The 23018-nt window shown below is 43.5% G+C and carries 20 protein-coding genes; 7 read left to right on the top strand and 13 right to left on the bottom strand.

All coding sequences use genetic code 11. The features are described 5' to 3' along the window. The first annotated feature begins 127 nt into the window (after positions 1–127). Together JN11_RS11870 and JN11_RS11865 are read left to right on the top strand one after the other, a co-directional pair. On the top strand, positions 128–2395 hold the full coding sequence (locus JN11_RS11870) for an aconitate hydratase (RefSeq protein WP_144912806.1): 2268 nt from the start codon (positions 128–130) through the stop codon (positions 2393–2395). 198 nt (positions 2396–2593) lie between these two features. Beyond that, on the top strand, positions 2594–2914 hold the full coding sequence (locus JN11_RS11865) for a hypothetical protein (protein ID WP_144912804.1): 321 nt from the start codon (positions 2594–2596) through the stop codon (positions 2912–2914). 136 nt (positions 2915–3050) lie between these two features. Here JN11_RS11865 and ftcD read toward each other — a convergent pair whose 3' ends face one another. The 6 genes from ftcD to JN11_RS11835 all read right to left on the bottom strand — a co-directional run bounded on the left by ftcD (position 3051) and on the right by JN11_RS11835 (position 10759). Further along, positions 3051–4739 (bottom strand): glutamate formimidoyltransferase, encoded by a 1689-nt coding sequence (gene ftcD / locus JN11_RS11860; RefSeq protein WP_144912803.1) that lies wholly within the window; start codon positions 4737–4739, stop codon positions 3051–3053. A 343-nt stretch (positions 4740–5082) separates the two neighbouring features. Beyond that, positions 5083–6291: an imidazolonepropionase gene (hutI, locus tag JN11_RS11855; protein ID WP_144912801.1), complete on the bottom strand. Its 1209-nt coding sequence runs from the start codon at positions 6289–6291 to the stop codon at positions 5083–5085. Positions 6292–6418: 127 nt separating this feature from the next. Continuing rightward, positions 6419–8092: a urocanate hydratase gene (gene hutU / locus JN11_RS11850; RefSeq protein WP_144912799.1), complete on the bottom strand. Its 1674-nt coding sequence runs from the start codon at positions 8090–8092 to the stop codon at positions 6419–6421. Beyond that, positions 8070–9629 (bottom strand): histidine ammonia-lyase, encoded by a 1560-nt coding sequence (gene hutH, locus JN11_RS11845; RefSeq protein WP_144912798.1) that lies wholly within the window; start codon positions 9627–9629, stop codon positions 8070–8072. The genes hutU and hutH overlap by 23 nt, the downstream gene beginning before the upstream one ends. After that, complete coding sequence (locus JN11_RS11840) at positions 9622–10131, bottom strand: MarR family winged helix-turn-helix transcriptional regulator (protein WP_144912796.1); 510 nt, start codon at positions 10129–10131, stop codon at positions 9622–9624. Before JN11_RS11840 ends, hutH begins: the two co-directional genes overlap by 8 nt. A 142-nt stretch (positions 10132–10273) precedes the next feature. Then, on the bottom strand, positions 10274–10759 hold the full coding sequence (locus JN11_RS11835) for a hypothetical protein (RefSeq protein WP_144912795.1): 486 nt from the start codon (positions 10757–10759) through the stop codon (positions 10274–10276). 180 nt (positions 10760–10939) lie between these two features. Here JN11_RS11835 and JN11_RS11830 point away from each other — a divergent pair, with 180 nt between their 5' ends. Then, a complete protein-coding gene (locus tag JN11_RS11830; RefSeq protein WP_144912793.1) occupies positions 10940–11533 on the top strand; it encodes a hypothetical protein in 594 nt (197 codons plus the stop codon). Positions 11534–11625: 92 nt separating this feature from the next. On the opposite strand, the gene JN11_RS11825 is transcribed toward JN11_RS11830, so the two are convergent. From JN11_RS11825 to JN11_RS11800, 6 genes are all read right to left on the bottom strand, one after another. Then, positions 11626–11943 (bottom strand): 2Fe-2S iron-sulfur cluster-binding protein, encoded by a 318-nt coding sequence (locus JN11_RS11825; RefSeq protein WP_144912791.1) that lies wholly within the window; start codon positions 11941–11943, stop codon positions 11626–11628. A 24-nt stretch (positions 11944–11967) separates the two neighbouring features. Next, entirely contained in the window at positions 11968–12978 is a 1011-nt protein-coding gene (locus tag JN11_RS11820) for an NAD(P)/FAD-dependent oxidoreductase (RefSeq protein ID WP_144912789.1), read from the bottom strand. A 73-nt stretch (positions 12979–13051) separates the two neighbouring features. Beyond that, complete coding sequence (locus tag JN11_RS11815; protein ID WP_246138997.1) at positions 13052–13951, bottom strand: LysR family transcriptional regulator; 900 nt, start codon at positions 13949–13951, stop codon at positions 13052–13054. A gap of 198 nt (positions 13952–14149) precedes the next feature. Continuing rightward, on the bottom strand, positions 14150–15031 hold the full coding sequence (locus tag JN11_RS11810; protein WP_144912788.1) for a cyclase family protein: 882 nt from the start codon (positions 15029–15031) through the stop codon (positions 14150–14152). A gap of 291 nt (positions 15032–15322) precedes the next feature. Beyond that, complete coding sequence (locus JN11_RS11805; RefSeq protein WP_144912786.1) at positions 15323–17098, bottom strand: glycoside hydrolase family 9 protein; 1776 nt, start codon at positions 17096–17098, stop codon at positions 15323–15325. Positions 17099–17257: 159 nt separating this feature from the next. After that, the gene (locus JN11_RS11800; protein ID WP_144912785.1) at positions 17258–17854 is read right to left on the bottom strand and encodes a cupin domain-containing protein; all 597 of its coding nucleotides are present in this window, start codon (positions 17852–17854) and stop codon (positions 17258–17260) included. 227 nt (positions 17855–18081) lie between these two features. On the opposite strand from JN11_RS11800, the gene JN11_RS11795 reads away from it, so the two are divergent. From JN11_RS11795 to JN11_RS11785, 3 genes are all read left to right on the top strand, one after another. After that, positions 18082–18456, top strand: a complete 375-nt coding sequence (locus JN11_RS11795; protein WP_144912783.1) for a VOC family protein — start codon at positions 18082–18084, stop codon at positions 18454–18456. Between the two features lie 227 nt (positions 18457–18683). After that, entirely contained in the window at positions 18684–19760 is a 1077-nt protein-coding gene (locus tag JN11_RS11790) for a collagen-like triple helix repeat-containing protein (protein WP_144912781.1), read from the top strand. Positions 19761–20039: 279 nt separating this feature from the next. Beyond that, on the top strand, positions 20040–21470 hold the full coding sequence (locus JN11_RS11785) for a glycosyl hydrolase 53 family protein (RefSeq protein WP_144912779.1): 1431 nt from the start codon (positions 20040–20042) through the stop codon (positions 21468–21470). 107 nt (positions 21471–21577) lie between these two features. Here JN11_RS11785 and JN11_RS11780 read toward each other — a convergent pair whose 3' ends face one another. Then, the gene (locus JN11_RS11780) at positions 21578–22015 is read right to left on the bottom strand and encodes a DUF1801 domain-containing protein (protein ID WP_144912777.1); all 438 of its coding nucleotides are present in this window, start codon (positions 22013–22015) and stop codon (positions 21578–21580) included. 231 nt (positions 22016–22246) lie between these two features. On the opposite strand from JN11_RS11780, the gene ku reads away from it, so the two are divergent. Further along, positions 22247–23017, top strand: a complete 771-nt coding sequence (gene ku / locus JN11_RS11775) for a non-homologous end joining protein Ku (RefSeq protein ID WP_144912776.1) — start codon at positions 22247–22249, stop codon at positions 23015–23017. Position 23018 lies beyond the last annotated feature (1 nt).

Below are 23018 nucleotides of genomic sequence, written 5' to 3'. Positions count from 1 at the left end.
TCCAAATAACATTTACACAGTACGCTGACCTCATTTAGTTGTAATTTTTGTAAATTCGCCGCCAACAGGCTTATTAGCTAAGTTTGTTTACAATTTCTTTTACTTTTCACCTAAAAAATCAAATACAATGGCTTTTGATTTAGATATGATCAAAAAAGTTTACGATAGCTACAGCACCCGCGTGGCTGCTGCACGTAAAGCGACCGGTAAACATTTAACATTAACCGAAAAAATATTATACGCCCACCTTACTGACGGCGATGCTACCAAAGCTTTTGGCCGTGGAGTTGACTATGTTGATTTTGCACCAGACCGTGTAGCAATGCAGGATGCAACTGCGCAAATGGCCCTGTTGCAGTTTATGCAGGCTGGCCGTCCGCAGGTAGCTGTGCCTTCAACCGTACATTGCGATCACCTGATACAGGCTAAAATTGGCGCTGATGCTGATTTAAGCACGGCTAAAGACGTAAATAAAGAAGTTTATGATTTCCTGGCTTCGGTATCTGATAAATATGGACTGGGTTTCTGGAAACCAGGTGCAGGTATTATTCACCAGGTAGTTTTAGAAAACTATGCATTTCCGGGTGGTATGATGATCGGTACCGATTCACACACACCTAACGCAGGTGGTTTAGGTATGGTGGCTATTGGTGTTGGCGGTGCAGATGCTTGCGATGTTATGGCCGGCTTACCATGGGAGCTAAAATTCCCTAAACTGATTGGTGTAAAACTAACCGGAAAATTATCCGGCTGGTCATCAGCAAAAGACGTTATCCTTAAAGTGGCAGGTATCCTAACCGTAAAAGGTGGTACTGGTGCTATTGTTGAATATTTTGGCGAAGGCGCTGAGTCGCTTTCTGCAACCGGTAAAGGTACTATCTGTAACATGGGTGCTGAAATTGGTGCTACCACCTCTATCTTCGGTTATGACCCTAAAGCTGCTGCTTACCTGCGCGGAACCAAACGTGCCGATATTGCTGACTTAGCCGATGCCGTAAAAGAACACTTAACCGGCGACCCAGAAGTTTATGCTAACCCTGAACAATATTTTGACCAGGTAATTGAAATAAACCTTACAGAGCTTGAACCACATGTAAACGGTCCGTTTACTCCGGATCTGGCATGGCCTATCTCTAAATTTGCTACCGCAGTAAAAGAAAACGGCTGGCCTACAAAATTAGAAGTAGGTTTAATTGGTTCATGTACCAACTCATCATACGAAGATATTACCCGTTCGGCCTCTATCGCCAAACAGGCAACTGATAAGCACCTTAAAACAAAGGCTGAGTTCACCATTACCCCAGGCTCTGAACTGGTACGTTACACCGTTGAGCGCGATGGTTATTTAGATACTTTTGCTGATATGGGCGGTGTAGTATTAGCAAATGCCTGCGGCCCTTGTATTGGCCAATGGGCACGTCATACAGACGATCCTACACGCAAAAACTCTATCATCACTTCGTTTAACCGTAACTTTGCTAAACGTCAGGATGGTAACCCTAATACCCACGCATTCGTAGCATCGCCAGAAATTGTAACTGCATTTGCTATTGCCGGTGATTTAACCTTTAACCCATTAACCGATACCCTTACCAACGAAAAAGGTGAGCAGGTGAAGTTAGACGAGCCTTTGGGTATTGAAATGCCGGTAAAAGGCTACGCGGTAGAAGATGCCGGTTACCAGGCACCTGCCGAAGATGGCAGCAAGGTTGAGGTAAAGGTTGATCCTAAATCATCTCGCCTGCAACTGCTTGATCCATTTTCTGCATGGGAAGGTACTGACATTACCGGCTTAAAGCTGTTGATTAAAGCTAAAGGCAAATGTACTACCGACCATATTTCTATGGCTGGCCCGTGGTTAAAGTTCCGTGGTCACCTGGATAACATCAGTAATAACATGCTGATTGGTGCCATTAACTATTTTAATAACACTGCTGACAGCGTTAAGAACGAACTGACCGGCGAATACGGTCCGGTACCGGCTACTCAGCGCGATTATAAGGCACATGGAATTGGTACCATTGTAGTAGGCGACGAAAACTATGGCGAAGGTTCATCACGTGAGCATGCTGCTATGGAACCACGTCACCTAGGTGTACGTGCCATATTGGTAAAATCATTTGCCCGTATCCACGAAACCAACCTTAAAAAACAAGGTATGCTGGGTATCACCTTTGCTGATAGCAACGATTACGATAAAATACAGGAAGATGATTCTATTGATATTTTAGGCTTAACTACTTTTGCTCCAGGCAAACAGTTAACCGTAGTATTGCACCATAAAGATGGATCGACCGATAGCTTCGCAGTAAACCATACCTATAATGCACAGCAGATAGAGTGGTTTAAAGCAGGTGGTGCGTTAAACATCATCCGCAAGCAAATGGCTTCGTAATTCAGATTTACGAATTACGATTTCAGATTGAATATTAAGAGCCTTTCCAGTTTTGGGAAGGCTTTTTTGTTGTTAAGCAGCTATATCAACTTTATTGCTACGCTAATTGTATATCAGACAATTGTAACAGTATACTTACCAAGTGTTATTAAACTAAATAACGCGATGCAGGGTCATACTCACAAAAATTAAAACACCATGAAAAATTATCACATTTTGCTATTGGCTATTTGCCTTTTTTTATCATCCTGTGCCACAGCCTCCTATTTTGGCGATACCCTTGCCACTCCCACAACTAATGTTGACGTTTACTACTCGGCCCATGACGTTAAAAAAGACTACAAGGTTATCGGTCATTTAACTTGCCCTAATACCGGGCAGGATCGTGTGACCAAGGCATTAATCGCCAAAGCCAAAGCTATTGGCGCTGATGCCATAATTATTACCGGCAACACCGTTGACGATAGCGGCAAAGTTGCCTCAGATGTTGTTAATGCCGATGTCTTGCATTATAATTAAACACAAAAAAGTATAGGCTGGTAAAAAGCTGGGATGCTTTTGAAACAGTAAACTATATCTTTCTTTTCTGTATTGTTTGTGGTGTTCGTTCGTTTCTAGACTGAACACCACAAACACTTTTGGTGCACTAATAACCCTACCCCCCAATCTTGCTATTCACTATTTCAATAATCTCTTTTTCAAGGGCGATAGTTTTGTTTTCGATGTCTTCGCCTTTGGCAATGATGTCAACAACAAAATCTTTATCGTTATAGCCGGATGCATTGATCTTTACGTTCATAAATGCGCCAATTACGGCACTGCGGGCACACAGGGCGGCTACACCGGCATCGCTGATGGAGTTTGGATTGCCTGTTTGCGCCATGGCCTTTATCACTGTTAAACTGCCGTATGCGGCCTGCATCACCTTAAAAGGAATCTCGATAGCATATTTGGTAGCATCCTGAATGGCTTTTGTACGGGCTGCTTTTTCTTCGTCATTACCCTTTGGCAAGCTGAAAGCTTCCATTATTTTGTTGAAAGCTGCCGTGTCCAAATCAACCAGTTTTACCAGTTCGTCCTTGTATTGCTGTCCTTTTTCGGCCCAGTCGCTAAACTCCAGCCAGCGGTTATCCCAGCCTTTTTTGTGCGATGATAAGTTAGCCACCATGGTTGCCAAAGCAGCCCCCAAAGCGCCAATATAAGCCGAAATAGAGCCACCTCCCGGTGCAGGGCTTTCGCTTGCTGTTTCGTCGGCAAAGTCGGTTAAGGTCATGCTGGCCAGCTTGCTTGCAGCTTTATCTTTCAATAAATATTCAATAATGCGCTCTTCCGGATTAAAAGGTGCCAGTTCTGACAGGCCCATACTGAGTATGGCAATTTTAATAAGTTCCTTTTCACTTAACCCAACCGAGCGTTGTTGTTTAAGCAGGAAGTATTTGCCTGCATCCAGCATGGCTTTTAACGGCACCAGGCCCACCAACTCGCTGCCGGTAACACGCATGCCACGTTCGGCGGCTTTGGTGCAAACCTCGTCAAAAGCTTTGTGCAGCGGAGTAACTTCAATATTGGTGAGGTTCATGGAGATTTGCGCTATGCCGTACTCCTCAATATACCAGCCAATAGCCTTTACCGATTTCAACGAACCAGGGACAGACTTTGGTTTACCGTTTTCATCGGTGATAATCTTGCCGTTTATCGGGTCTCCCTCACGTAATACTCTGCCAGCTTCGCGCACATCAAAAGCAATAGAATTAGCCCTGCGGGTAGAGGTGGTATTAAGGTTAACGTTGTATGCGATCAGGAAATCGCGGGCACCAATAACGGTGCCGCCACGCCTGGCATCAAACACTGCCGGACCGAAATCGGGCTTCCACTGCGGTTGTTGTATCTTCTTAAAAAAGCCCTCATACTCACCAGCGCGGATCACCGAAAGGTTGCTGCGGCTTTTATCGGGCTGTGCGTATTCGTATAAATAAGCGGGAATTTGCAGCTCTTCGCCAACACGTTTAGCCAGCTTGCTGGCATATTCCGCAGTTTCTTCCATGCTGATATTGGCAATAGGTATCAGCGGACAAACATCTGTTGCGCCCATACGCGGATGTTCGCCTTTATGCTTGCTCATATCAATCAGCTCGCCTGCTTTTTTAATGGCTAAAAAGGCAGCTTCAATCACCCTGTCGGGCTCGCCCACAAAGGTCACCACTGTACGGTTGGTTGCCTTGCCGGGGTCAACATTCAGCAGCCTTACGCCTTCAACGCTTTCCACCTCGTTGGTTATCTGGCGGATGATATCAAGGTTTACACCTTCGCTAAAATTGGGTACGCATTCTATTAGTTTTGTCATTGGTTAGGAAATTGCTTCTTTAATTACTGTTGTTACCTTCTTTCCGCCGAAGGCGAAGAGAAGGTCGACCAGCGTAGCGTCGTCGGGATGAGTAAAAACGCCAATGCATTTACGTTAACGCCGCCCGCAGAGTTGACTCACCCGATCTACGCTGCGCTGGATCACCCTCTCTTTTGCAAGCAAAAAAGAGGGTTGGGGTATTTATTCTTTTCTTAATATTATTACATCTTTTCATTATGTCACTCGCTCATTTGTTCATCGTGCTACGGACTATCGACTCAAGACTTTTGACTATCGAGTCTTTCCACTATGAACTATGATCTATCAACCATCAACCATAAACTCAATATAAAATCAGTGGTTTAAGTTTTCCCTGGTGATATAATATTTCGCGGTAATCATCAGTAGGGTAGGCCTGCATTATTGCGGGTGTACCGGTTGCCAGTGTACCGCGGTTGTGTAAGCGCAGGGCATGTGCCGCGCGATAGGTTAGTGCCGCAAAAACTTCGGTAGTGCTTAGTTTTTCGGCAGCGCTGAGTACGGCGGCTTGCAATAGTAAATCGCCCATGGGAGCCGATCCGGGGTTCCAGTCGCTGGCAATAGCCAGGCATGCTCCGGCATCCAGTAGCTTGCGGGCCGGGGCGTAGTGCATCCCCAAACCTAATGATGCACCGGGCAAAACCACAGCCACCGTATCTGAATTGGCCAGAGCCTTAATTTCTTTGGTCTTGCTGGCCTCCAGGTGATCGGCAGAAACGGCTCCAACTTCCACCGCAACTTCACTGCCCCCGGTAGTAAACTGATCGGCATGTACGGTAATATCAAAACCCATTAATTTGGCTTTGCTTAAATATGGTAGGGCTGTTTGCGGTTTAAAGGCTCCCTGTTCAATAAAAATATCAACACGGCTGGCTAATTCTTCTTTTTTAAGGATGGGCAGCAGATAGTTAGTGATATGATACAGGTATTCTTCGGCGCTGCCGCCAAAATCCCTTGGGTGCAGGTGCGCTGCCAGGCAGGTAGGTATGAGGTTTGCCATTGTTATTTGCGATGCTTCTTTTATAGCACGCAGTTGTTTCAGCTCCTGCTCAACCGAGAGGCCGTAACCGCTTTTCACCTCAATAATAGTAACGCCATCGGCCAAATGGCGGTTGGCTCTTTTAATCAGTAAGTCAACCAATGTACTTTCGTCTGCCTGGCGGGTTTGGGTTACCGAATCCCAGATACCACCACCTGATTCGGCAATTTCCAGATAGCTTTTACCATTTATGCGCATAGCATAATCTTTGGCCCGGTTACCTGCATAACAAATATGGGTATGGCAATCAATAAAGCCGGGCAGCAGTACATACTGTCCGGTAAGTTCTTCTATTTGTGCCGATGGATGGTCGGCCTTAAGACGCTCAACCTTACCAATGCTCACTACCTTTTCTTTATGGATCAATACCCAGGCATTTTCCAATATCTGTAGTTGCTCATCCCGTAATGCACCTTTTAAAGGTAAACCTGTCATCGGGAGTATCTGAGCGAAAGGGCCTATAATCTTTTTCATGTAGTATTATTGTTCGAATAAAGGGGCTTGTACGGTTATTTTAAGGTACTTGGTGATGGAAATTTAATTAAAAACTTTCAAACATCATACAACTTCCATACTTAACTGTATTACAGCCTCTCTCCAATTACCATACCTTCAAATTATATTTATCGGCCCATTCCTGTGCCTTTTCATAGCCAGCATCTGCATGGCGGAATATGCCCATAGCCGGATCATTGTACAACACCCTGCTTAAACAGGTTGCCGCACGTTCGGTACCATCGGCTACAACCACCATACCGGCATGCTGCGAATAACCCATACCTACGCCGCCACCATGATGAAACGATACCCATGTTGCACCACCTGCCGTGTTAGCCATGAGGTTTAACAATGGCCAGTCTGACACGGCATCCGAGCCATCTTTCATAGCTTCTGTTTCGCGATTGGGCGATGCTACTGACCCGCAATCCAAATGATCGCGACCGATCACTATCGGACCCTTTACCTTGCCTGTTTTTACCAGCTCGTTAAATAGCAAGCCTGCTTTTTCCCTATCGCCCATACCCAGCCAGCAAATGCGTGCCGGTAATCCCTGGAAGGCTATCTTTTGCTGCGCATTAGTTAACCATTTGATGAGTGGTTTATCATCAGGAAACAGTTCCATCAGGGCACGATCGGTAGTGAAAATATCTTCCGGATCGCCCGACAGAGCTACCCATCTGAACGGGCCTTTACCCTCGCAAAACAACGGACGGATATAAGCAGGTGTAAAGCCCGGGAAGTTAAAGGCATTGGTTTCGCCACCCTGGCGCGCAAACTCGCGCAGGTTATTGCCATAATCAAAGGTGATAGCACCACGGTTTTGCAATTGCAGCATCAGGCCCACGTGGCGTGCCATACTGGCCAGCGATAATCTTTTATATTCAACCGGATCAGTTTTTCTTAATACCGATGCCAGGGTTAAGGATAAGCCGTTAGGGATATAACCATTCAGCGGATCGTGTGCCGAAGTTTGGTCGGTTAACATATCCGGGATGATGTTGGCGTGCAGCAGTTTTTCCAGCATATCGCCTGCATCGCTAACTAAGCCTACCGATAGGGTTTCGCCTTTTTCCATGGCGTCTTTTACCCAGGCAATAGCTTCCTCGTAAGAGTGCGTCATCCGGTCGATGTATTTGGTATCCAGCCTTTTTTGAATGCGGGTTTCATCCACATCAGCCCCTAAAAAAACGGCTCCTGCCATGGTAGCGGCCAATGGCTGCGCGCCACCCATACCACCTAAACCAGCAGTAACAATCAGCTTGCCTGTTAAATCATTATTAAAATGCTGGCGGCCTGCTTCTACAAATGTTTCGTAAGTGCCCTGCAAAATGCCTTGTGTACCAATGTAGATCCAGCTGCCTGCGGTCATTTGGCCGTACATCATCAATCCTTTGGCGCGCAATTCGTTAAAATGCTCCCAGTTGGCCCAGGCGGGTACCAGGTTGCTGTTAGCGAGCAATACCCTTGGTGCCTGCGGATGACTGCGGATAATACCCACCGGCTTACCCGACTGTACCAGCAGTGAATGATGCTCATCCAGCTCCAGTAACAGTTCAATAATTTTACGCAAAGCCTCCGGATTACGGGCTGCCTGGCCTATGCCGCCATACACCACCAGTTCGTCGGGGTTTTCGGCAACCTCACCATCCAGATTGTTTAACAGCATGCGCAAAGGTGCTTCTGTTTGCCAGCTTTTAGCATGCAGCTGCATACCGCGCGGTGCCTTATACACCGGGTGACTGGCATAGGTTTTAATAAATTCCGAAGTCGTCATCGTTTAAATTGATTTGGTGTTTAGCGGCAGCATCGCCGGCAGTAGCCAGCAGCAAACCATTGGTAATAAGTTGATGTAAACTATTAATATCATCCGCAAAAATGCGGTCATCTTCAATAAATTGCACTTCCTGCCGTACCAGACTGTGCAATGCTTCCACAACAGGAGTTGATTTTAATGGTCGCCTGAAATCCATGGCTTGGGCAGCGTAAAGCAGCTCGATAGCCTGAATATACTCCAAATTATCAATCACCTGGTGCAGTTTGCGCCCGCTGATAGAACCCATTGACACATGATCTTCCTGCCCTAAAGAGGTTGGTACACTATCGGCACTGGCCGGGAAACAAAGGGTTTTGTTTTCGGTAACCAGCGCGGCAGTGGTGTATTGCGGTATCATTAAGCCGGAGTGTAAGCCTGCATTACTGGTAAGTAGTTTTGGTAAGCCATACCGTCCCTCGCTCATCAGGTAACAGCGGCGATCAGCAATGTTGCCCAGTTCTGCTGTCGCGATGGTGGCATAGTCAAGAACCATGGCTAATGGCTGCCCGTGGAAATTGCCACCGCTAATGGTATCATCGGCATTAAAAATAATAGGATTATCGGTTACCGAGTTCAGTTCAATTTCGGTAAGCTCTTTAAGATGCAGCCATGCATTACGCGAGGCACCGTGCACCTGCGGCATACAACGCAGCGAGTAGGGGTCCTGCACCCTATCGCAGTTAACATGCGAGTTGCAGATCTCTGATTCTTTTAACAGCGTATGCAGGCGTTTAGCCACATGCTTGCTGCCTTTATAAGGACGTAACTGATGCAAACGCTCATCAAATGGCCGGGCAGAACCCATTAAGCCTTCTAACGACATAGCACCGATCAAATCAGCAGCATCTAAAGCATTTTGCAGGCGTTCAACCGCTTTTACCGCAAAGGCAAGGATAAACTGGGTGCCGTTAATGAGGGCCAAACCTTCTTTGGGACCCAATGCCAAAGGTTGCAAGCCGTGCGTGGTTAAAACATCTTTTGTACGGAACTTAGCACCATTGGCAAATACTTCGCCTTCGCCTATCAATGGTAAAAACAGGTGGGCCAAAGGAGCTAAATCGCCGGAGGCACCAACAGAACCTTTTTCGGGAACTACCGGGATAATATCATGATCGATATGCCAGATAATGCGTTCAAGCGTCTCCAAAGCAATGCCTGAGTAGCCTTGTGCCAGTGCCTGTACCTTGGTAATAAGCATCAGTTTGGCTATTTCCTGCGGGATGGGTTTGCCCACACCCACGCTATGGCTCTTTAACAGGTTGATTTGTAGTTGAGATGTATCAGCCTCAGAAATGCGGGTATCGCACAACGGACCAAAACCGGTATTGATGCCATAAACGGGTAGCTGTGCATGAACAATTTTTTCAACCTCGTGCCAAGAGGCAATTATCTTTTCGGAGGCATCATGATCAATTACACCGCGGGTTTTGCCTTTGGCAATATCAAGGCAAATGCCTATAGTTAAATGGCTGCTGCCATAATGAAAGGTATTACTCATTTGCTGCAGATTTTATTTTTGACGATAGTTTATTGTTGATCCTTTCAGAAAGATTTACCGACTTAAAGGCATTTTCCAGTGCGCTGATAGCAGGCAATAATTCCTTACACGCTTCATCTTCGGTAACCAGTTCCGTCATTGCTGAAAGAACGGCATCCCACATAGGTAATATCTGTTGCAGCAGTTGCCTGCCACTATCTGTTAGTTGTACCTGCTGGCGCCGACCATCATCGGCACTGGTAACACTGGTAACTAATTTACGTTTTTTCAGGTTAGTAATAAGCTGACTTGCAGCAGGGTGCGATACCTCTGTTTGCTCGCTCAGTTCTTTTATAGAAAGGCTATCGTTTTTTGATAGGAGATAAAATACCGGGAACCAACTGGCATCAAAATCAATCCCGGCGTTTTGGTAGGCACGGTTAATTTCGGACAAAAAGCTCTCGCTCAATCGCCTTAAACGACTGCCCAAAACCAGGTACCCAAGGCTTTGATATAAATTCATACTGCAATTTATATAAGTGCTTATGCAATTGCAAATATTAAGGGGAAATTATTAACTTCTGAACCGGAATTTGCAGAATTAAAGAATTATTAGAATTGAATTCTGGATATTCCTTAATTCTACAAATTCGAGTTCTGACAATTTAATTTAAGGATAAAAGGTTTATTAAATCGGTATGGTTGCTACTTTTTTCGGGAACAACATTACCCATAAAATACAATCTGATTCCAATAGATAACATGCAAAAGTAAAGCTTCAAGTTTTTTGAACTATCAATGCCCTCTGCACGAAAAACAGTATAGCTTTTCCAGCTACTTCTTGTCATCTCACCAACAGTAAATCCCGGCATTTTATCCACTATCGCTTTTTTAAGCGCGTCTGCAAAGCCGGGTTTATTTATAATTTCTGATGTTTTGGCAGAATCAACCCCCGCATCAAGTATGGTAACAAAAAAAGCGGAGGAATCCTTAGTAAGAACTGTCATATCATTGACGTCTTTTCTCACAGGTTCCATCGGCAGCTTTATGGATATTTTGTCATCAACTTTATAACTTTTCCAATCGGTTTGGGCTTTTGTAAGTTTGGTTGCTAACACAATAACAAGTAATATTAAAAATACTTTCTTCATGATATAGTTTGGTGCTTTTATTTTTATAAAGATGAAAAAAATACTAACCGCACTATCAGTTATGCTCGCTTTATTTAAAAACTAATTTTACATTTTATTGGTGATTATTTTATAATGTGTACTTTAGAAACATAAAATCACATCACATAAATACATTCTAAACCTTAAAAACAACTAATAATGGAACCAGGCATTGAGGAATTACGGAAAAATTATGGAAAATTTGATGATAGAAAGCTAATCCGTATTGCTTCCGAAGAAGCTTCCGGTTTAAGGCCCGAAGCTTTAGAACTGGTTAAAACCATTATTAAAGAACGAGGCCTGTCTGAGCAAATTACTAAAGCAATTGATGTGCAACTTGATAAAATAACAGAAGCCCAACTGTTGGAATACTCAGAATTGCTGCGTCGTTTACCTTGTCCGGTTTGTAATGGCGTATTTGATAAATTAAATGCCACAATAACCGCTACAGTTATAAGCTTTATTGTTATGACCAGTTACAGAAAAAAGGTTAAAATAGCCTGTCCGCAATGTCTGGACAAGCAAAACAATGATGCTATGATTAAGTCCGCATTATTAGGCTGGTGGGGATTTCCATGGGGAATTATCAGAACTCCGCAGGCATTAATTTTTAACAACAAAAGGAAGAAATTAAATCATCTGGATGGACCTAATGATTTGTTTAAATCCTTTGTTCTGGGTCGTGTTGGACGAATAGAAGCCAGCCGCAAAAACCCATCTGAACTGGAGGACATCATAAATTACATCCGGTAGGAAGATTAGGAGGAATTATTAGAATAGTCGGAACTCGAATTTTCAGAATAAAAATTCAAAAAACTCCTTCATTCGAAAAATTCCAGTTCAGGCTATTCTTCTCCCTTTATCCTAAACACCATCCCATCCATATCCTCCGTGATCCTTAACTGGCATGCCAGGCGGCTGTCGTGGGCAGCATCGGGCAGGGTATCCAGCAGGTCAAGTTCGGTATCGGTAGCGTGAAAGTATTGCTCAGGGCCCTCTAAAACCTGTACATGGCAAGTGGCACACAGCGCCATACCGCCACAGGTAGCTAAAATATGATGATCTGTTGCCTTCAGCACTTCCATCAGGCTAAGGCTTATATCTTCGGGTATTTCAACAGGGCGGCGGGTACCGTCCCTGTCTTCAATAGTTAAATGAATCATTTTTGTTTTTTTGGAGCGATTGTATTAAAATGCACTGACGCCGTAAACCGTGGTGTATTTGAAACTCAGCTTTTGATCGGGATATACCTGTTTAAAGGCGCTTTGGGCCATCAGTGCAGCTTCGTGAAAGCCGCAAAGGATCAGCTTTAGCTTGCCGGGATAAATATTGATATCGCCAATAGCATACACACCTTTTACATTGGTGCTATAATCAAAAGTATCAACCATAATGGCCGATTTATCTACATTAAGTCCCCAATCGGCAATTGGGCCAAGCTTTGGGGTAAGGCCAAACAGCGGGATCAAATGATCGGTATTGATGATGGAGATCTCATTGTTATGATCAACCAGTTCAATTTCCTGCAAGTGGCCATTGCCATTAATGCTTTTGATATGGGATTGCAATACCAGATTGATACGACCTTCTTCGGCCAGTTTAAATACCTTTTCGGCAGAGTCTGGTGCTCCACGAAAAGTATCACCACGATGTACCAGTGTTACTTCTTCGGCAATATCGGCCAAAAATATAGTCCAGTCTAACGCAGAATCGCCGCCACCGGCCAGCACTACCTTGCGGCCACGATAAGCCTCGGGATTTTTCACCATGTAAGCCACGCCTTTACCCTCAAACTCTTCCAGGCGGTCAATAGCAGGCTTGCGTGGTTCAAAACAACCCAAACCGCCGGCAATTACTACCACCTTGCTGTGAACGACTGTACCGTCGCTGGTAATGGTTATAAATGAGCCGTCTTCCAGTTGCTCCAACTCGTTAACACGTTCGCCTAATGAAAAAGTAGGTTTAAAGGGTTCTATCTGTTCCATCAGGCTATCAACCAATTGCTGGGCATTAACGGTTGGGAAACCGGGAATATCATAAATAGGTTTTTGCGGATATATTTCAGAAAGCTGACCGCCAACCTGTGGTAAAACATCAATTAAATGACAGCGCATTTTTAGCAAGCCTGCCTCAAAAACGGCAAATAAACCAACAGGGCCAGCTCCAATAATGCAAATATCAGTAGTTATAGGTTCCATAAATACGTTTGAATTAATGATTAAAGGTGAACCTTATTATAACCATTATCAAATGATAAATAGTAATCGGTAATTACTTTAAGTTATAGTTGGCAAGGCAGAAGCGTTTGAAAAGTTCGATAAGCTTGGAGTTTTTACCGTGCAGCTGGATGAACTGAAAAGTACGGAAGATTTCCATCCCTTTAATTTCGATAATACTCAACTCGTTGTACTTTAATTCACTTATAACAGATTGGATAGACAGGAAAGTAGCGGTTTCAGAGTACAGCAGGTATTGTTTAATAGCTATACTGCTTTCCAAACGGATTTCTATTTGCAGGTCTTTTGGGTTGATACCTACTTTGTTGAGTGCATTAAAGATGATATCCAACGTACCGGAACCGGCTTCGCGGAGGATTAAGGGGATGTTTAAGAGCTGTTTTGGGGTGATCTCAGCCTTTTTAGAGAGTGCATTGTTGGCCCGGGTAACCAACACAATTTCGTCTTTAGCAAAGGGTGCATAGGCTATTTGCGGGTGATGGGCAGCACCTTCTACAATGGCAATATCAATCTTTTCAGCTAATACCAGTTGGGTTATCACATCGGTATTGGCCTGTATAAAAGTAAAATTAACCAGCGGGTAAGTCTTTTTAAAGAGTGCCAGTATTTTAGGCAAAATGGTTTGCGCTACGGTTGTGCTGGCACCAATGTGTACTGTTCCGGCTTCTACGTCGTTAAGGCCGGCCAGTTCGTTTTCCAGATCGGTATAGGTCTGGAAGATCTTTTCAGCATACTGAAGCAATATTTTGCCTGCGCTTGTCAGGACGATGGTATTGCCATTGCGCCTGAATAACTGCACGTTGAGCTGATGTTCCAGTTCTTTAATATGCTTGGTAACGGCAGGCTGGGTAATAAACAGTTCGGCAGCGGCTTTGGTAAAACTGAGCCTTTGTGCAACTGTATAAAAAACCTTAAGCCGAAAATCGAAGATCATTTGGTACTAAGGTAGCAAAATCTTCAATTATAGGGATGGCTTTATCATAGCGATGAGTTTAAAACTAAGGATGTTCGAAAGATTAAAAAAGGTGTCGTGCTGAGGCACTCGAAGCACGCGGGTGGGCATCAACGTTAATGCATTGGCGTATGGCCTTTGCGCACATGCTTCGAGTGCCTCAGCATGACACCCCTATAATTATCCTAAACTGGCATACGCCCTTACCGGAAAAGTGCCGGCGCCTTTAAACTTGGGTGGCACGGCATTAAACTTATAACCATTTTCGGGCAATTTATCCAGGTTACATAGGTGCTCGGTGATCAGAATTTCGGCACCAAGCAATGTGGTGTGTACCGGGCGGCTTTTACCGCGGGTATCATCAATGTTGTGACTATCTATCCCTACCAGTTTAACCTGGCATTCTTTTAAATATTGAGCAGCTTCACCGGTTAAATAAGGATGGTTCTCAAAATACAGCTCAGTGTTCCAGTGTTTTGCCCAGTTGGTAAATACCAGCACAGCTTTGTTGCGTAGCTCTTTACCAACAAAATATTCCTTGCCTATTTCAATGGCATCTTTTGCATTAATGGTGACGGCATCCAGATCAGCAAATTGCTCCAAAGCAACTTCCGACAGATCCTTTCCATGTTCAAAACGGTGAAAGGGGCAATCAATATAAGTACCGGTGTTGGTTACCATGGTTATTTTACCGATCTGAAATTCTGTACCTTCCTCATAATTGACTTTTGATTGTTCACGACTCAGATAATCGCAAATTATAGGTGCAGGCAAGCCTTTGTAGGTAACTAATCCGTCGAATATGGTATGGCTTAAATCAACCAGCTTTTCATCTGCCTTCAAATTAACGGGCTTGCGTTTATGTGCTTCGGTTATGTAGTGTTTGTTAATGATATCTACCTTGCGTACCATTAGCAGCTGCATGTCGTTTACAATATAGTCGGCCAGTTCCTTATCAGTAATGGTATCTCCATCAATATCCAAACGAAAATCCTGTCCCTGTATGCCGCCACCATTGGTAAATGCTATATCGAAGTCAAAAACTACTCTTTTACTGCTCATAAAACTGATTGCTTTTTAAAAATTCTCCTTCAAAAATAAGCAGGATTATTATGTTAAAGTTAAAGAAAATGTTTCCCAATTGCCATAATTACCTTCTTTGCGCGAAGCGGAGAGAAGGTCGACCAACGTAGCGTCGTCGGGATGAGTCAACTCTACGGGCTGCGTCAACGTAAATGCACTGGCGTATTGACTCACCCGGTCTACTCCGCCTTTAGGCGGATGGACCACCCTCTCTATTGCGAGCAATAAAGAGGGTGGAGGAAACTTATTGTTAACTGATGAGGTTTGTACTTAATTTTTTGCTTGTTGAGCCATTGCAGTTATAGCTTGCAGAAACCAGGCAGCATGTGGGATCCATTCTTCGGTCCAGCGCCACTCATTACCGGCATCTTCGGTTTTAAAATCAATGCCACTGCCATCGCCATTACCTTCTTTACCGGTAATACCGTTGGATACGCCACCCACTTCTGACCCATGCCCAAAGTTAGAGTGCATGTAAGGCACATTAGTTTTACCAAAGCCATACATTAAGCAAATAGAGTAGGGATTGCAGCCCAGTATCCATGATGTTTGCTGCGAAGCATAGGTTGCCAGTGAATCGCTTACGCCCCAGTTGTTTTTTTGCGTATAAACCAGTCTGCCGCCAACCAATGCAGCTGTGGCCAACGAACCTAAACGGGCATCTTCGCCCTGCCACCACCAGCCGGTTTCATTATCGTGCGGAATGAAAAAGCCGTCTTTTACTTTTCCCTGGTATAAAAATGATTGCCGTGCATAACCAAAAGGATTGCTTACATTATTGGTTACAGCAAGATTATAATCCAATGATTTTTTAATGGTGGCTAAAGCTTGCGTGCGCAGGGCTTCGTCTTTTTCCTTATCCAGGTAGCGGGTTAAGGCTATAACAGGCAAACCTGCATCGCTGGCATGCCAGTAGGGGCGGTTAGTATCATTGCTGATAAAATAACCATCAGCACTCATTCTTTTATTGAGATTTTGGGCACGTTTGCGGGCCTCATCACGATAAAGGGACGAATCGGTCGCTATCCATAGTTCAGTGGCTGCCATCAGAGCACAGTAATCATCAATTATATTTTCCTTGCCGTCATCATCATATTTAGTATTGTATTTTAACAGGTGGGCAAAGGCTCGTTTGGCCCCATCCAGATATTGTTTGGAGGTATATTCGCCATGCTTTTTCCATTGGGAGATACGTGCCAGGGCTGCTATGCCCATGCCCCCACCTTCGCGGAAAGCACATTGATATTCATCGGTAGTAACGCTGTTGGCATGCAGGCCCACTATGCGGCGGGCGTTAGGATCTTTATTAAAATAGCTGAAGACAATCATGTAGAAATAATCATCGGCTGATAATGCCCTCATCATGTAATCGGCGCCGTACAGGGCCTCATTATCCAATGAATCTTTTGCATTCCATTTTTTTAGCAATGAGGGGATAGCTTCTGATGTGTTTACCATTGACCATACCACGAGCGGCGTTTGCTGCGGCGACATGAAATTGGCATAAGCCAGGTGTGAAAAATATTTACTTACATCGCCCGATGCATCGCACCAGCCACCATGGATATCAACCGTTTTATCGCTCCCTATCATTTTCATGTGTGCATCGGCCGCCAGCTCTTCGGGTGTATTGGCGCGTTGTTTATGATAATAATGGATGATAGACTTTATGGTAAGTTTTGCTAAAGCATCTTCCTCAATTATGAAGGGATATGAAGCAACCGTTTGTTCTTCGGAAGTAACAGTGATGGCATACTTACCATCTTTATTAAATGCAGAAAAATCTGCGCGATAATAAATCTTGCCAGGAGTCCATTCGTCAATGGTTTCAGGTCCGCTTAATACCCCGGTAAATACAGTTTGGTGGGATGATGTATTTACGAGGTTGAATACTGTTTTTCGCCTAAGCGGATGGTCGAAACTTACCAGGGCAATTTTAGGTCCGCGCGAATCGAAACCGATTTGGTTAGCGTAAATAGTAGTTTGGGCAAAACATGTTGCTGAAAAAAAAAGCAAAGAAAAAACTAAGACTGTAATAAACTTCATGGTTTTAATGGCTAGTACAAAGGAGTATTGTATTAACTGCTAAATTAAACTAAAGCCAATACATTATTTATAAATTTAGTGGTTTATAGTCGGTAATAGAGGTAATGTAGTGCTTAATTTGGGTAGGTAGAGGAATGGAAATAGCGCTAAGGCCGCACCTTAAACAAACTCATACTGTAAAACGGCAACCACACAGGGGGATGTGAGCTTTACATTATGTTTTACATTTAAAGGGATCTCCAAAAAATCGCCGGGACCCAGTTGAAAAAAATCATTACCAACGGTACACTCACAATACCCTTTTAGTATAAAAAAACTTTCGATGTAGTTATCATGTTCTTCTTCGGGTACATGGGTTGTTGCAATAATCAGCATCTGCTGAAAATGCTCGTCCTTGCGTAACTGATGAAAAGTAAATGGTGTTGTAGGATTTTCGGGTATAAGATGAGCAGCAGCATTTAACCAGGTTTTCGGGTCTGTATTTTTATCGGTGGCTGGCATCTGTGCAATATCTGGTAAGGTTTCCGAATCTGCAAAACCAAGTGATGCCAGTATTTTTTCTTTTGTCTCCGCAGGTGGCTCCATTGCATTAGCTAAAGAAAACTTTTCCAAAGTTTCTTCAATGGCAGTTAGTTCGCGTTTAATGGAAGGGAAAAGCATAGCAACCTGGATAAGGTATGCCGACTCTTCATCACTAAGCAGACCCAGGCAATACTCTTCCAAAATTCCACTTTGGATAAATTTTTGCACATCCATCCTTAATATGGGGTTGCTTTAAATTTCATAGTTTTTTCGTAGATACATAACAAAGATAACTAATGCAATCAGTTTCATCAATACTAACGATAGTTGCTAACAGGTTGGCTTGTTGTGTAACAGGGATTTTACTTAAAGGCAATAAACTGTTGAGCTGTTAAAATTTGGATTTGGATTGAAAAATGCATTTATTGCGGCTATAAGCGCATTTAGTGATTACGGATATTATGAAATTCAGAATAGCCAGACATACCAGGGACTTGAACCGGATGATTGATTTTTATGGAAGAATATTGGGTTTAAAGGTGTTGGGCCAATTTAAGAATCATGAAAGTTATGATGGCGTTTTTTTAGGTGTGCCCGGTGCTGACTGGCACCTGGAGTTTACTGTTTCTGATTATCCACCGCTTCACCAGGCTGATGATGACGATTTGCTGGTGTTCTACGCTGCCTCAGTTGATGAGTTTACAGCATTAAAAAATAAGTTTATTGCCAATCGCATTAAAAATGTTGCTCCCAAAAATCCCTACTGGGCCAAAAATGGGATCACTTTTGAAGACCCTGATGGTTTTCGGATAGTTATTTCGTTGACTATAAGTTAATATTCTACACCCCGTTAAGAATTCATTATTTACAATTAAGTTATTTTCAAATATTTGATTGTCAAGTATTTCCCGCATAGCACTTGCGTGTTTTTACTCTTGTTGCCATAATTTTTCCTGCCTTATTTTACATCAGTTTAAAAATCCCCCCTGATTAACGCTGCTTTGATTCTTATTTAAGAAATCAATACATAAAAACATATCACTTTTTTTAAACCATTAAATTTATGAAGCATTTTACAAGTTATTTGTTTATCCTGATGGTTACTGCCATTTTTTTTACCTCGTGTAGTAAAAACGGAGCAGTAGGCCCTACTGGCCCTTCCGGTTCAACCGGGGCAACAGGAGCTACGGGTCCGGTTGGTCCTGCGGGCCCTGCCGGTGCTAATGGTGCAAATGGAAGCGTTATTTACAGCGGAACTACCACGCCGGTAAGTACAATTGGCGCTATTGGCGATTTTTATATTAATCTTTCTACGGGCTTACTTTATGGGCCTAAAACATCCTCCGGATGGGGTACAGGTATTTCATTAGTAGGCGCAACCGGAGCTACCGGTGCCACGGGCGCTACAGGAGCAACAGGCGCTACCGGTGCAACTGGAGCCACTGGGGCTACTGGTGCGGCCGGCAGCAAAATATACAGTGGTAGTGGTGCACCATCTACCAGTATAGGTGTTACCGGCGATTTTTATTTAGATAAAACCAATTACATGTTATACGGCCCTAAAACTGCAAGTGGCTGGGGTGTGCCCTTAAACCTGCAAGGTCCTGCCGGTCCGCAAGGCCCAGCTGGTCCGCAAGGACCTCCGGGAAATGCGAATGTATTAACTACCGTGTTTACCATTACCAATAGCCAATGGTTATGGAACTCGCAATATGAGTTTCAAACAAGCCCATCAAGTTATACCGAATACTTTACCAGGTATTGCGACAATGCGGTTTCTACCATTACACAAAACGTATTGGATGATGGTATGGTGCTGGTTTATTTTACGCCAAATACAAGCAACAACACCAATCAATGGGCACCATTACCTTACGAGTTTACAGATGGCAGCGGTAACTTTAATTACGAAATAGCTTATGAAACCAATGTAGGTACCGTAAGGTTGCATTATTTCTTTGTCCAGCTGGTGTCAACGGCTACTATACCAACGTTGTCCACTTATACCATAGCCACTTACCAATTTAAAGTAATTGCAGTAACCGGTACCTTAAGTGCAGCTTTAAGGAAGAGCCATCTTAATTTAAGCGACTACCAGGCGGTAAGCAGGTTTACCGGTGTATGGCAACAAGACCAGTAAATAATGTTAGGGGTAACATAGTTCATAGTTTAGTTAATTTGGTTAGCCGCTGCGGGAATATCCTGCGGCGGCTTTTTTGTTGGTTGGCCCCCTCTAAATCTCCCCCGGAAGGGGAGACTTTAACGTCATAAACGTTTATTTTTTAAGTCCTCCCTACCGGGGAGGATTTAGGAGGGGCTGTTCCCATTGTAAAAAATCAGATATAAATGGATATCTCTTGTAAATAATTGTCAGTTGTACATTTTAAATTATAAATTAGCCTTACCAATTAGAACCCTTATGTTAAAATACAACCAAAATTTGCTTAGCAGGCAGCTTAAAAGTGGCTTATTAGCTTCTTTTTTAATGTTGCTCGCCATCACCTCCATCAACGCCCAGGGACGAAGATCAAGGCCGAAGCCTCCGGGTGTCCCGGCTGAAATACAGGTAACGCCTTATAAAACCACAATGATAGCCGATGGAAAGGATGAGGCACTGATCAATATAAAAATCATTGACAGCCATGGCGATAGCGTACTCAATACCCATATCCCTGTAACCATTCACATAACCGGCGATGCCAAAATTACAAATGTAATGGATGCCGGTGATTTTGCCAGTCTCACGCATACCGATAGTACCTGGCATGTAAATATCAACAGCAGCTGCCGTATTATATTACAGGCTGGCCGCACCCTTGGCAAAATTAAACTGGAAGCTAAAGCTGATAGCTTGTATACCGGGTCTACCGAAATACATACGGTGCAGCCGGGTGTGGCGCATGTGGTTACTGCTGATAAATACACGCCTAAAAAGGTAACTGATAAAATTTTAGGGGCCGATATTTCTTTTTTACCCCAACTGGAAAGCCGTGGAATGAAGTTTTCTGATAATGGTGTACAGAGCGATGCTATTGCCATAATGCAGGCTCATGGGTTTAATTATATCCGCCTGAGAATATTTGTTAACCCTGCAAACCCTAAAGGGTATTCGCCAGATAAGGGCTTTTGCGATTTGGCACAAACCGAGCAAATGGCTAAACGTATAAAAGCGGCCGGAATGAAGTTTTTGCTTGATTTTCATTACAGCGATTACTGGGCCGATCCGCAGCAGCAAAACAAACCGGCTGCATGGGTGGGTGAGGATTTTACAACGCTTAAAAAATCACTATACGATTATACTGTTGACGTGATGCAAAAGCTCAAAGATCAAGGTACCACGCCTGATATGGTACAGGTTGGTAATGAAATTAATCATGGTATGGTATGGCCCGATGGCGCTATCAATAACCTGGATAGCCTGGCACAATTGATTTACGCAGGTGTAAAGGGCGTAAAGTTGGTTAGTCCGAAAACTACTATTATGCTGCACATTGCATTGGGTGGGCAAAATGCCGAATCAAGGTTCTTTTTAGATAATATGGCTAAACGCAATGTGCCTTTTGATGTAATTGGTTTGTCCTATTACCCGAAATGGCACGGAACCCTTGCGGATTTAAGAAACAATATGGCCGATTTGGCTAAGAGATACCCGCAGCAGGTAATGGTTGCCGAATATTCGCAGCTTAAAAAAGAGGTTAATGATATTGCCTTTACTGCACCGGGCAATAAAGCTGTCGGCTCATTTATCTGGGAACCGCTAAGCACCTGGGAAGGCATATTTGATAAAGATGGCAAAGCCAACAATTTTATGAATGTTTATCCGGCTATTGCTAAGCAATATGTAAAATAAGGTATATTCTTGTCATTCTGAGCGAGAGCGAAGAATCTTCTTAAAGCAGCAGATCTAATGAAGAAGATGTTTCGCTCTCGCTCGACATGGCAAAGTGGATAAGGCTATTATTTTTCTGATACTTTATAATCAGCAATCTTTTTATTCAAAAACTCAATGGATTTGATGATTAATGTTTCTAAAACGGCCATATCAACATCATCCAGTTTTTTGATGTAGAGGCAGCCTTTACCGCCTTTGTGTTTGCCTAATCGCGTAAGCAAATCATTCCTTCCCTCAAAAGCGGCCATGGTGTATAAAGATAATTTTCCTTTGCGGGGCGAAAAGCCTGTTAAACAAATATCGCCCTCATGGCCACTGGCATATTTATAGTGGTACTTGCCAAAACCAATAATTGCAGGTCCCCACATTACTGGCGGTTCACCGGTTATTTTCTCCATTAATTTTATCAGCGTAAAGCTATCCTTGCGGGCTTGTTCATCATCAATAGTATTCAGAAAACTTTCCGCAGAAACTTTTGTGGGTTTTGTTTTTGCTTCGGCCATAACAAATTGAATTATTTTGTAACATAAATTTAGTTAAAATTTATAAATGCCCATCAACCTAATGGCTTTTATCATTCAATAAAATACCAGGTAAAACTCTTTTTGCTTTTTGATGGTTATAGTTAGGAAGCCTCACCTAAATCCTCTCCGGAAGAGAGGACTTAAACTTCGCGCTTTTTAGAACCCTCTTCCCCCGGAGAGGGCAGGGTGAGGCTGATTAATTTATTCGTTATGAGATCTATCTGGAAAGGTTCGCTTGGTTTCGGGTTGGTAAGCATCCCGGTAAAATTGTATTCGGCAGTACAGGATAGTGCGCTCGATTTTGATATGCTTGATGAGCGCGATCATTCGCGTATCCGTTATCAGCGGGTAAATGAGCATACCCATAAAGAAGTGCCTTATGATAAAATTGTGAAGGGCTATAAGCTGAATGATGATTATGTGATAATGGACGACCATGATTTTGAAGCCGCAGCTCCCGAAAAAAGTAAAGTGATAGAGATTGAAAGCTTTGTAGATATTGGCGATGTAAACCCCATGTTTTACGAAACCAGTTATTATGCTGAGCCCGAAACAAAAAACAATAAGGCCTATGCATTACTGGTGCAGGCCTTAATCAAATCTAAAAAAGCAGGACTGGCCCGGTTTGTTTTGCGGACTACGGAGTCGCTTTGCATTGTGCACCCGGTAGATGGTATTTTAATTGTAACCCGTATCCGCTTTGCACAGGAAATAAAGGGCAACGATGAATTGAATATTGACACTAATGTTGCTGTAAGTAAAAAGGAGCTGGACGTTGGTATGGCGCTGATTAATCAGTATGCTGAGCATTTTGATGTATCGAAATTTAAGGATGAGTATAATGATGAACTACTGAAGATTATCAAGGCTAAATCAAAGGGTAAGCAGGCAACGGTTAAGAAACTGAAACCTAAAAAAGCTACCGGCGATGATCTGTACGAACAACTGATGCAGAGCTTAAACACAAAGAAGGGAGCCTGAT

Origin of the sequence: Mucilaginibacter frigoritolerans (assembly GCF_007830615.1) — a bacterium.
GTDB lineage: Bacteria > Bacteroidota > Bacteroidia > Sphingobacteriales > Sphingobacteriaceae > Mucilaginibacter > Mucilaginibacter frigoritolerans.
The sequence above is the reverse complement of the archived record's forward strand: the minus strand, read 5'-3'. Positions and strand labels throughout refer to the sequence as shown.

Excerpts from the sequence above, each read along its gene's own strand:
- JN11_RS11870 (WP_144912806.1), top strand. The coding sequence starts at position 128 with ATGGCTTTTGATTTAGATATGATCAAAAAAGTTTACGATAGCTACAGC.
- JN11_RS11865 (WP_144912804.1), top strand. The coding sequence starts at position 2,594 with ATGAAAAATTATCACATTTTGCTATTGGCTATTTGCCTTTTTTTATCA.
- ftcD (WP_144912803.1), bottom strand. The coding sequence starts at position 4,739 with ATGACAAAACTAATAGAATGCGTACCCAATTTTAGCGAAGGTGTAAAC.
- hutI (WP_144912801.1), bottom strand. The coding sequence starts at position 6,291 with ATGAAAAAGATTATAGGCCCTTTCGCTCAGATACTCCCGATGACAGGT.
- hutU (WP_144912799.1), bottom strand. The coding sequence starts at position 8,092 with ATGACGACTTCGGAATTTATTAAAACCTATGCCAGTCACCCGGTGTAT.
- hutH (WP_144912798.1), bottom strand. The coding sequence starts at position 9,629 with ATGAGTAATACCTTTCATTATGGCAGCAGCCATTTAACTATAGGCATT.
- JN11_RS11840 (WP_144912796.1), bottom strand. The coding sequence starts at position 10,131 with ATGAATTTATATCAAAGCCTTGGGTACCTGGTTTTGGGCAGTCGTTTA.
- JN11_RS11835 (WP_144912795.1), bottom strand. The coding sequence starts at position 10,759 with ATGAAGAAAGTATTTTTAATATTACTTGTTATTGTGTTAGCAACCAAA.
- JN11_RS11830 (WP_144912793.1), top strand. The coding sequence starts at position 10,940 with ATGGAACCAGGCATTGAGGAATTACGGAAAAATTATGGAAAATTTGAT.
- JN11_RS11825 (WP_144912791.1), bottom strand. The coding sequence starts at position 11,943 with ATGATTCATTTAACTATTGAAGACAGGGACGGTACCCGCCGCCCTGTT.
- JN11_RS11820 (WP_144912789.1), bottom strand. The coding sequence starts at position 12,978 with ATGGAACCTATAACTACTGATATTTGCATTATTGGAGCTGGCCCTGTT.
- JN11_RS11815 (WP_246138997.1), bottom strand. The coding sequence starts at position 13,951 with ATGATCTTCGATTTTCGGCTTAAGGTTTTTTATACAGTTGCACAAAGG.
- JN11_RS11810 (WP_144912788.1), bottom strand. The coding sequence starts at position 15,031 with ATGAGCAGTAAAAGAGTAGTTTTTGACTTCGATATAGCATTTACCAAT.
- JN11_RS11805 (WP_144912786.1), bottom strand. The coding sequence starts at position 17,098 with ATGAAGTTTATTACAGTCTTAGTTTTTTCTTTGCTTTTTTTTTCAGCA.
- JN11_RS11800 (WP_144912785.1), bottom strand. The coding sequence starts at position 17,854 with ATGGATGTGCAAAAATTTATCCAAAGTGGAATTTTGGAAGAGTATTGC.
- JN11_RS11795 (WP_144912783.1), top strand. The coding sequence starts at position 18,082 with ATGAAATTCAGAATAGCCAGACATACCAGGGACTTGAACCGGATGATT.
- JN11_RS11790 (WP_144912781.1), top strand. The coding sequence starts at position 18,684 with ATGAAGCATTTTACAAGTTATTTGTTTATCCTGATGGTTACTGCCATT.
- JN11_RS11785 (WP_144912779.1), top strand. The coding sequence starts at position 20,040 with ATGTTAAAATACAACCAAAATTTGCTTAGCAGGCAGCTTAAAAGTGGC.
- JN11_RS11780 (WP_144912777.1), bottom strand. The coding sequence starts at position 22,015 with ATGGCCGAAGCAAAAACAAAACCCACAAAAGTTTCTGCGGAAAGTTTT.
- ku (WP_144912776.1), top strand. The coding sequence starts at position 22,247 with ATGAGATCTATCTGGAAAGGTTCGCTTGGTTTCGGGTTGGTAAGCATC.